This window comes from Bradyrhizobium sp. 31Argb, from assembly GCF_043638955.1.
Classification (GTDB): domain Bacteria; phylum Pseudomonadota; class Alphaproteobacteria; order Rhizobiales; family Xanthobacteraceae; genus Bradyrhizobium.
On record NZ_JBEGDB010000323.1, the window covers coordinates 1 to 8,587 of the forward strand.

At 65.7% G+C, this 8,587-nt stretch carries 8 protein-coding genes; 4 read left to right on the top strand and 4 right to left on the bottom strand.

Translation table 11 applies throughout. The annotated features are described in order from the left end of the window. The 3 genes from traG to traC all read right to left on the bottom strand — a co-directional run. On the bottom strand, positions 1-1,649 hold a 1,649-nt coding region (gene traG / locus AAFX91_RS36020; RefSeq protein WP_394569690.1), incomplete at its 3' end, for a Ti-type conjugative transfer system protein TraG. Then, positions 1,636-1,851 carry a type IV conjugative transfer system coupling protein TraD gene (traD, locus tag AAFX91_RS36025; RefSeq protein WP_394569691.1) on the bottom strand — a complete coding sequence of 72 codons (216 nt, stop codon included), beginning with the start codon at positions 1,849-1,851 and terminating at the stop codon, positions 1,636-1,638. The genes traD and traG, both read right to left, overlap by 14 nt. A gap of 4 nt (positions 1,852-1,855) precedes the next feature. Further along, complete coding sequence (gene traC / locus AAFX91_RS36030; RefSeq protein WP_394569692.1) at positions 1,856-2,116, bottom strand: conjugal transfer protein TraC; 261 nt, start codon at positions 2,114-2,116, stop codon at positions 1,856-1,858. A gap of 250 nt (positions 2,117-2,366) precedes the next feature. Between traC and traA the strand changes: the two genes are divergently transcribed. The 4 genes from traA to AAFX91_RS36050 are packed head-to-tail and all read left to right on the top strand — an operon-like array spanning position 2,367 to position 7,994. After that, on the top strand, positions 2,367-5,675 hold the full coding sequence (traA, locus tag AAFX91_RS36035; RefSeq protein ID WP_394569693.1) for a Ti-type conjugative transfer relaxase TraA: 3,309 nt from the start codon (positions 2,367-2,369) through the stop codon (positions 5,673-5,675). Further along, positions 5,672-6,205 carry a conjugative transfer signal peptidase TraF gene (traF, locus tag AAFX91_RS36040; protein WP_394569694.1) on the top strand — a complete coding sequence of 178 codons (534 nt, stop codon included), beginning with the start codon at positions 5,672-5,674 and terminating at the stop codon, positions 6,203-6,205. Before traA ends, traF begins: the two co-directional genes overlap by 4 nt. Positions 6,206-6,224: 19 nt before the next feature. Further along, a complete protein-coding gene (locus AAFX91_RS36045; protein ID WP_394569695.1) occupies positions 6,225-7,361 on the top strand; it encodes a conjugal transfer protein TraB in 1,137 nt (378 codons plus the stop codon). A 12-nt stretch (positions 7,362-7,373) separates the two neighbouring features. Beyond that, a complete protein-coding gene (locus AAFX91_RS36050) occupies positions 7,374-7,994 on the top strand; it encodes a TraH family protein (protein ID WP_394569696.1) in 621 nt (206 codons plus the stop codon). 41 nt (positions 7,995-8,035) lie between these two features. Here AAFX91_RS36050 and AAFX91_RS36055 read toward each other — a convergent pair whose 3' ends face one another. Next, positions 8,036-8,272 (bottom strand): hypothetical protein, encoded by a 237-nt coding sequence (locus AAFX91_RS36055; RefSeq protein ID WP_394569697.1) that lies wholly within the window; start codon positions 8,270-8,272, stop codon positions 8,036-8,038. Positions 8,273-8,587: the final 315 nt, after the last annotated feature.

Sequence of the window (8,587 nt, forward strand, 5' to 3'; positions counted from 1 at the left end):
TCCGCCGTCTCGGGATCGTTGATCGCCGAGAAGGAGATCCAGGACGCGCTCTCGAACCACTTGCTGGTGGCATCACGTCCGCCATAGGCCTCGCGCATCTGGCCGATCGACTGGTAGAGCATCAGCAGGGCGATGCCGTATTTGCGACCCGCGTCGCGCGCGGTTTCGAGAATGCGCAGATAGCCGAGGCGGGCGACCTCATCGAGCAGGAACAGGGTGCGGCCGGTCACCTCGCCATTGCGATTGTAGATGGCGTTGAGCAGCGATCCGATGATGACGCGGGCGAGGCCGGCGTGGTTCTCCAGTGTCTTCAGGTCGAGATTGATGAAGACGTCCGTCCGGCCCTCCGAGAGCTCGGCCGTCGTGAAGCTCGACCCAGACACCAGCGCGGCATAGTTGGCATAGGAGAGCCAATGGGTTTCCTTCACCGCATTGGCGTAGACGCCGCTGAACGTTTCCGGCGTCATGGCGATGAAGGGCGCGACATTCTCCTTCACGAAGGCGGATTCCGAGTTGTCGTAGATCGATTGAAGCCGCTGGCGCAGCTTCGGCTCCGGCTCGGACAGATTGGCACGGACCTGGCGCAGGTGCTGGTCCTTCTTCTCCGTATGACCGGACAGGCAGACATCGGCGGTCAGCGCCGTCAGCAGTTGCAACGCCGAGGCACGAAAGAAGTCGTCCCGCGCCGAGCCCTGGCGCGGATTGTCGGTCATGACCCATGACGCGACGGCGGCAATGTCCTCTTCCTTGGTTGCGCCGTGCTGGCCGATCCAGTCGAGCGCATTGAAGCCGATTGCCGAGGAGCGCGGATCGTGCACGAAGACCTGGCGACCTGCCGCGTGCCGGTGTTCCGCCACCATCGGCGCGACCTCGTTCGACGGGTCAAGGACGACCAACCCGCTGCCCCACTTAAGCGCTGTCGGCACCGTGACGGATGTCGTCTTGAAGCCGCCGGAACCGGCGAACACGATGCCGTGCGACGAGCCGAAGGACGCATCGAAACACAGCAAGGGAGACTTGCCGCCCGCGCCCCATGTCTCGGCGTCATCGGCGCGGAAGGACTGGTCGGCGACCGCATCCCGATCGACGCGATAGCACTCCCCGACCACGATGCCACCCACCTCCGGGAATAGCCGCGCAGCCTCGATCATCGTCATCCAGTCCGACTCGCCATGGATGGCGCGTCGGCCGCGAATGCGGCGCGGCTCAGCGGCCGCGAAGGCGGCGTTGCCCTTCATGGCCACCCGCAACCCGAACACGGCCGCGAGCGCAGCGATCGTCGCTCCGATGATGGTCGAGGGATCGGCATAGGCGAGAAGCCGGTCTCCAGCCGGCAGGGCATTGGCGAAGGAATGGAGGCGTGCGATCTCGCGCGACGCGGCGATCGCGACCACAAGCAGGCCGCCGAACACGACGCTCCAACCGGCCGAGCGGATCGCCATCGCACCAGCCGCCGCGAACAAGAAGACCACGCCGATCGCCGCGGCCATCACGTAGGGCAGGGCGATGCCGATCCGGCCGAGCAGCAGGCGCGCGTTCGGCGTCGCACCGAACTTCGAAAGCCACGCTTCGATGCCGGTGAGGGCAAGGCACAAGCCCGCCATCAGCATGGCCGGCGCGAGCGCCAATGCGATCTTATTTGCTTTCATGGCCAAACGCTTTCGCGCCGATCGCCGTCAGGCGCTCGCGTTCTGCCTCGTCGCCGCGGAGACGGTCGGCGGCATCGATCAGCAGACCCAGCAGCAACGCGCGCTTCTCATAGCGGAGCCCAGCCTTCGCGATCAGGCCGCCGAGCTCAATCTTCTCCCGCGTGTCCTTCTTGCGGGCGCTAGTAGCATCGGACCGGCGCATGCGTTCAGCCCGGTTCAGCCACGCCCGAAAACGCGCCAGGCGGGACGGCCGTGGCCGCCTTTGCGGGTCGGCTCCCGCCTTTGCGAAACCGGCCGGCGATCTCCTCGAAGGCCGACAGCAGCGCGCCTTCCTCGATCTCAATTTCCCCCATTCCGGCTCTGAGCGCGATGCGGCCGATGCGCTCGGCCTCCCGCGTTTCAGCCTGCTTCAGCTGCTCCTGGAGCCGAGCGATTTCGTCCCTGATCTGCCGCGAGGGCTTTTTCATTCCGGAAGACCTTTCCTGTCAGTTCTGCGCGAAGCGCCCGACAGGAAAGCCGGGGTGAGCGCGAAGCGCGACCCGGGTAATTAACGGGGTCGGCGAAGCCGACGCTTTGGAAGATCATCCCGCCGTTCCGAAGGAGCGGCTTCCAAGGGCGCAGTAATACGTCGCTGACGCGACGTCCTGCTTCCGCCCCAAATGCGCGGGCCGATCCCGACGAACGGCATGTTCACTCGTCTTAAGGATCGCTCCAGCCGTGGCCATCACCCATTTCACGCCCCAGCTCATCGGACGCGGCGATGGCCGCAGCGCCGTGCTGGCCGCTGCCTACCGGCATTGCGCGAAGATGGAGTTCGAGGCCGAGGGCCGCACCGTCGACTATTCCAACAAACGCGGGATGATCCACGAGGAAGTCCTGGTTCCGGCCGACGCGCCCGCCTGGCTTCGGACGATGATCGCCGATCGCTCCGTTGCGGGTGCCTCGGAGGCCTTCTGGAACAAGGTCGAGGCCTTCGAGAAGCGGGCGGATGCGCAGTTCGCCAAGGAGTTCATCATCGCGCTGCCCGTCGAGCTGACGAGCGAGCAGAACATCACGCTGATGCGCCAGTTCGTGATCGAGCAGGTGCTGTCGCGCGGGCAGGTCGCGGACTGGGTCTATCATGACGAGCCGGGCAATCCGCATGTCCACCTCATGACGACGCTGCGGCCTCTCACGGAAACCGGGTTCGGGCCGAAGCGGGTCGCGGCCATCGGAGACGACGGGCAGCCGCTGCGCCTGAAATCCGGCAAGATCGCCTATCGTCTTTGGGCCGGCGACAAACAGGAGTTCCTCGAGCAGCGCAATGGCTGGCTCGACCTGCAAAACCAGCATCTCGCCCTGAACGGGCACGAGATACGGGTCGATGGGCGGTCCTACGCCGAGCGCGGGATCGACGTCGTGCCGACCACCCATATCGGCGTCGCGGCCAAGGCCATCCAGCGCCGGGCGGAGCGCGAGGGACGCGATCCCAACCTCGAACGGCTGCGTGTCTTCGACGAGAACCGGGCCGAGACGTCGAAGCGCATCCAGCGCCGTCCGGAGATCGTGCTCGACATGATTTCGCGGGAAAAGAGTGTGTTCGATGAGCGGGATGTCGGCAAGCTCCTGCATCGCTATGTCGACGATGCCGGAACATTCCAGCACTTGATGGCGCGGGTGCTGCAAAGCCCCGATGCGCTGCGGCTGGAAGGCGAGTCGATCGACTTCGCCACGGGCGCGCGGGCGCCGGCAAAATACACGACCCGCGAGCTGATCCGGCTCGAAGCGGAGATGGCACGGCGCGCGGTCCATCTCTCAGGCAGCACGGCTTTCGCGGTGAAGGCACCGGTCATCGCGGCCGTCTCCGCGCGGCACGCCAACCTCTCGGCCGAGCAGCGCTCCGCCATCGAGCAGTTGGCATCCGGAGAGAGGATTGCGGCGGTTGTCGGCCGTGCTGGGGCAGGCAAAACCACGATGATGCGGGCCGCACGCGAAGTGTGGGAGGCCGCAGGCTATCGCGTGGTTGGCGGCGCCTTGGCGGGCAAGGCGGCCGAGGGATTGGAGAAGGACGCGGGCATCGAATCCCGCACGCTCGCCTCCTGGGAATTGCGTTGGAAGAACGGTCGGGACGGCCTCAATGACAGAACGGTTTTTGTCCTGGACGAGGCCGGCATGGTCGCGTCGCGGCAGATGGCGCTGTTCGTCGAAACAGCGTCAAAGGCAGGCACGAAGCTCGTCCTGGTGGGCGATCCGGAGCAGCTCCAACCGATCGAAGCGGGGGCGGCGTTCCGCGCGATCGTCGAGCGCATCGGCTATGCCGAACTCGAAACGATCTATCGCCAGCGCCAGCAGTGGATGCGCGACGCCTCGCTCGATCTTGCCCGTGGCCGGACGGCGCAGGCCCTGTCCGCCTATGGTCACCATGGACGTCTGTTCGGCTCGGAGTTGAAGGCGCAGGCGATCGACAATCTGATCGCCGATTGGAATCGCGATTACGATCCATCCAAATCGACTTTGATTCTGGCGCATCTGCGCCGCGACGTCCGTGCGCTGAACGAAATGGCGCGGGCCAAACTCGTCGAGCGCGGTCTCGTCGAAGCGGGACATGCCTTCCGGACCGAGGACGGCGAGCGCCGGTTTGCGCCGGGCGACCAGATCGTCTTCCTGAAGAATGAGGGCTCGCTCGGCGTCAAGAACGGCATGATCGGCAAGGTCGTGGAAGCCGAGCCGGCGCGCCTGGTCGCCGAGATCGGTGAGGGAGAGGGCCGCCGCCGCGTCGAGGTCGATCAGCGCTTCTATCGCAATATCGACCACGGCTATGCGACGACCGTGCATAAGGCGCAGGGAGCGACGGTCGACCGGGTCAAGGTGCTGGCAACGCTGTCCCTGGACAAGCACCTGAGCTATGTCGCGCTGACCCGTCATCGCGAGGATGTGGCGCTCTATTACGGCCGGCGTTCGTTCCAGAAGGCCGGCGGCCTGATCCCGATCCTGTCGCAGCGCCGGGCGAAGGAGACCACCCTCGATTACGAACGCGGCACTCTCTATCGCGATGCGCTGCGCTTCGCCGCAAACCGCGGCCTGCATGTCGTCAAGGTGGCGCGCACGCTCGTGAACGACCGCCTGCGCTGGACGGTTCGCCAGAAGCAGCGCCTTGCTGACGTCGGCCGTCGGCTGCGTGCACTCGGCGAAAAACTCGGCCTCGTCGATGGCCGCAAACCCATCATCAGCACCGCACACAAGGAGGCGAAGCCCATGGTCGCCGGCGTGACGACGTTCCCCAAATCCGTCATCGACACGGTCGAGGACAGGATCCTCGCCGACCCCGCCATCAAGAAACAGTGGGAGGATGTGTCCACCCGCTTCCGCCTCGTCTTTGCCGATCCCGAGCGCGCGTTCCGCGCGACGAACTTCGACGCCATGCTAAAGGATTCCGCCGCGGCAACTTCGACGATCGCCCGTCTCGCCACGAGCCCGCAATCCTTCGGGGCGCTGCGCGGCAAGACCGGTCTGATGGCGGGCAAGGCCGACAAGCAGAAGCGCCAACGCGCCGAGGCCAATGTGCCAGCGCTCAAGCGCGACATCGAGCGTTACTTGCGTCTTCGGACCGAAGCCGAGCACAAGCATGAAGCCGAGGAACGCGCGAACCGGCATCGCGTCGCGATCGACATCCCCGCTGTGTCGCGCGAGGCGCATCGCGTGCTCGAGCGCGTACGGGATGCCATCGACCGCAATTACCTCCCGAGCGCGCTCGAGTTCGCGCTCGCCGACCGGATGGTGAAAGCGGAGATTGACGGTTTCAACAAGGCTATCGCAGAGCGCTTTGGCGATCGCACATTCCTGCCGAACGCGGCCGGAGAGGCGATGGGGCAGGCCTTCGAGAAGGCGGCGGCCGGCATGGATCCAGCGCGTCGCGACCAGCTCAAGGAAGCTTGGCCTGCGATGCGTGCGGCACAGCAACTCGCCGCCCAGGAGCGGGCCGCACAGGCCCTCAAGCAGGCCGAGGCACAGCGTCTGACCGAAAGCCCGGGGCAGACCCTGAAATGAGCATTCGGCACTTCCCCTTGCTGATTTTGGCGGTGGGCGCCGGCCTCGTCGCCGCCGTGACGGGCGCCGGCTGGTGCGCCGGATTGCGCATCAATATGACGCCAAGCTATCCGTGCGGTCTGTGGCGGATCGAGACGCTGGATCGTACAGCCGCCGTCGGCGATCTCGTCTTCATCTGCCCGCCGGGCACGGCTGAGTTCGAGCGTGCGCTCGAGCGCGGCTACCTACGGCGCGGACTTTGCGCCGGGGGCTTAAGCCCACTCATCAAGACCGTCGCCGCCATCGGCGGCCAACAGGTCGATGTGGCCGATCAGGTCTCGATCGACGGCCGTCCGCTCCCCGATTCCGGTGTCCGGCATACCGACGCCGCCGGCCGTCCTCTCGCGCCGTTTGCCGGCGGCGTCATTCCCGCCGGCGAACTCTACCTCCACTCCGACTTCGCAGGCTCCTATGATTCTCGCTACTTTGGCCCGATCCCGTCATCGGGCGTTCTCGGCCTCGCCCGGCCGGTCCTTACCTTCGGCCCATAGCTCCTGGCCAGGTGCGGCCATGGTCGTCGCCGCGGTCATGGTCGGCGCGCTTGCCTGGAGCGGCCACGTGCTCGCCCTGCCGCTCGCCTGCGTCTTCCCGACGCTGTGGGCGTTTGCACCGTCGCGGTTGATCTCGGCGGCGATGAGCGCAGCCTATTTCCTTGCGGCATCGCGTGGGCTGCCGCAGGGCGTCGTCAATTTCTACGGCACTGATCGCGGCGTCGGCATCGCCTTATGGATCGGCGCGGCGGCGATCTTCGCCCTGGTCCACGCCGTGCTGTGGCAAAGGCGGCCGGGACGGGAGAGGGCGCTTTGGTTTGGGCTCGGGGCGGTCTTGATGAGCGTGCCGCCCTTCGGGGTCGTCGGATGGGCGCAGCCGATCACGGCGGCAGGGGTTCTGTTTCCCGGCTGGGGATGGTGGGGAATGGCTACGACCGCAGCCGTCCTGCTCACCATGACGACCACCAAGTGGCCCGTCGCGGCAATCGTCGCGGCCTCCTTCTGGGCCTGGTCGGCCGCGCACTGGACCCTGCCGTCGCAACCAGACCGATGGGTTGGTCTCGATACCGAGTTCGGGAGCGCGCTCGGCCGGGCTCCGGATCTCGATCAATCCCAGGCGCTTCTCCAGCGCGTACGCGAAGCGGGCGCGGCCGGAGCGCGCGTTGTCGTGCTTCCCGAGAGTGCGGCCGGGCTGTGGACGCCGACCATGGGCGGCGTCTGGATGGAGGGCCTTCGCGGCACCGACATTACGGTGATCGGTGGCGCGGCAATCGTTGATCGCGAAGGCTACGACAATGCCATGGTGGAGATCAGCGCCAGTCGCGCGCGCCGGCTCTATGGCGAGCGCATGCCGGTCCCGGTCTCGATGTGGCAACCTTGGCTCGCATGGACGGGGCAGGGCGGTAGCGCCAGAGCCAGCTTCTTTGGCAATCCCGTCGTCGAGTCCGCCGGCCGCCGGGTCGCGCCCTTGATCTGTTACGAGCAACTGCTCGTTTGGCCCGTCCTGCAATCGATGCTCCACTCGCCCGACGTGCTTGTCGCGATCGGCAACGATTGGTGGACCGCCGGCACTGGCGTCCTCGCGATTCAGAGAGCGAGCACCCAGGCCTGGGCACGCCTCTTCGGTTTGCCGCTCGTGCTCTCGTTCAACACCTGAAGGAGGATCATCATGATCGATGCCGCCACCATTCATCAATGCGCCGATCCGGGTGTGAAACCTGCGATCGTCGAGAAGTTCATCCGCGCGGTCGGGGCACCCGATCCACTCGCCGTCACCGTCCGGACCGGAAACCGCGTCATCCTGGTGACACCGCCCAAGACCGCGGATGATGCCATGGAGCTCGTCCGCCATTACGTTGGCCAGGCGATGATCCGCATCGGCGTGACCCAATATCCGGCTGGGCTCGGTATCACCGACCTCTCGGAGCTCAAGCCCGATCTGGTCGACGCCTGCGCCAATATCAGGATGGGCACCGCGCTATTTGGCAAGGTCTATCGCATCGTTACGAAGTGGTATGGTGCTCAGGTCGACGAGGCGTTCGGCGATGCGATCGACGCCTGGAAGACCGGGTATTTCGACGGGAAATATGTATTCGACGAGCCCGATCCCGGCAGCCTACCAGCCCGCAAGGGGGCGGCGGACCCTGGCGACAAGCCCACGGACGGTGACGCGGCGAGGCCCGCGAGCAGTCCGGACGATGGGACCCAGCAGGACAAGAAGCCGGATAATCCCAATAAGGCGGGCATCAGGATCGATCTGACCGGCATTGGCGTCGGCAAGCCGAAATAGGCCTTTGCGGACAGCAACGACCTCGGCTGGAAGGCTAGGGTCTAGTGGATGGGTGGCAGCGCTACACTGTCAGCCGTGAGCTCCCTGATGCTGATGCGCAAGCGCTTCGCGATCGGGCCGATTCCGTGGAGCGTCGGGTCGCCGCTCTCACGGTCTATCGCATATTCGGTCATGCGCGCGGGGCACGGCGACGCGAGGTCGCTCTCCAGCCGGCCATTCTTTTCCTTAATATCCAACAGCAGGTGTCGGACGTCACCAATCATCGGCGCACCTTTCATGTCGCCAGGCTCTTGGCCGCTCAGACCACACCAACTTGGTTAAATTCGCCACATTCTCCTCGGCTAGCGCCCAACCCCTGTTCAATCTATAAAGAATCGCAGGGCAGTACGCGCTGCCTCGGGGCTTAGAAACCCCTCGATTAGCGGTTGGTGCCGGCCGTGACGGCACCGGGATCCTCTGACCTAACGGCCGGGGGCCTGTGACGTATGTCCAGGCGCCTCGGTGCTAAAGGTCACAGGGACCGTCTAATCGCGGTTTTCTAACCCCCGGCTTGGGATCAAGGGGATTATCGTCGGCGGGGGCGCACCGCGGAC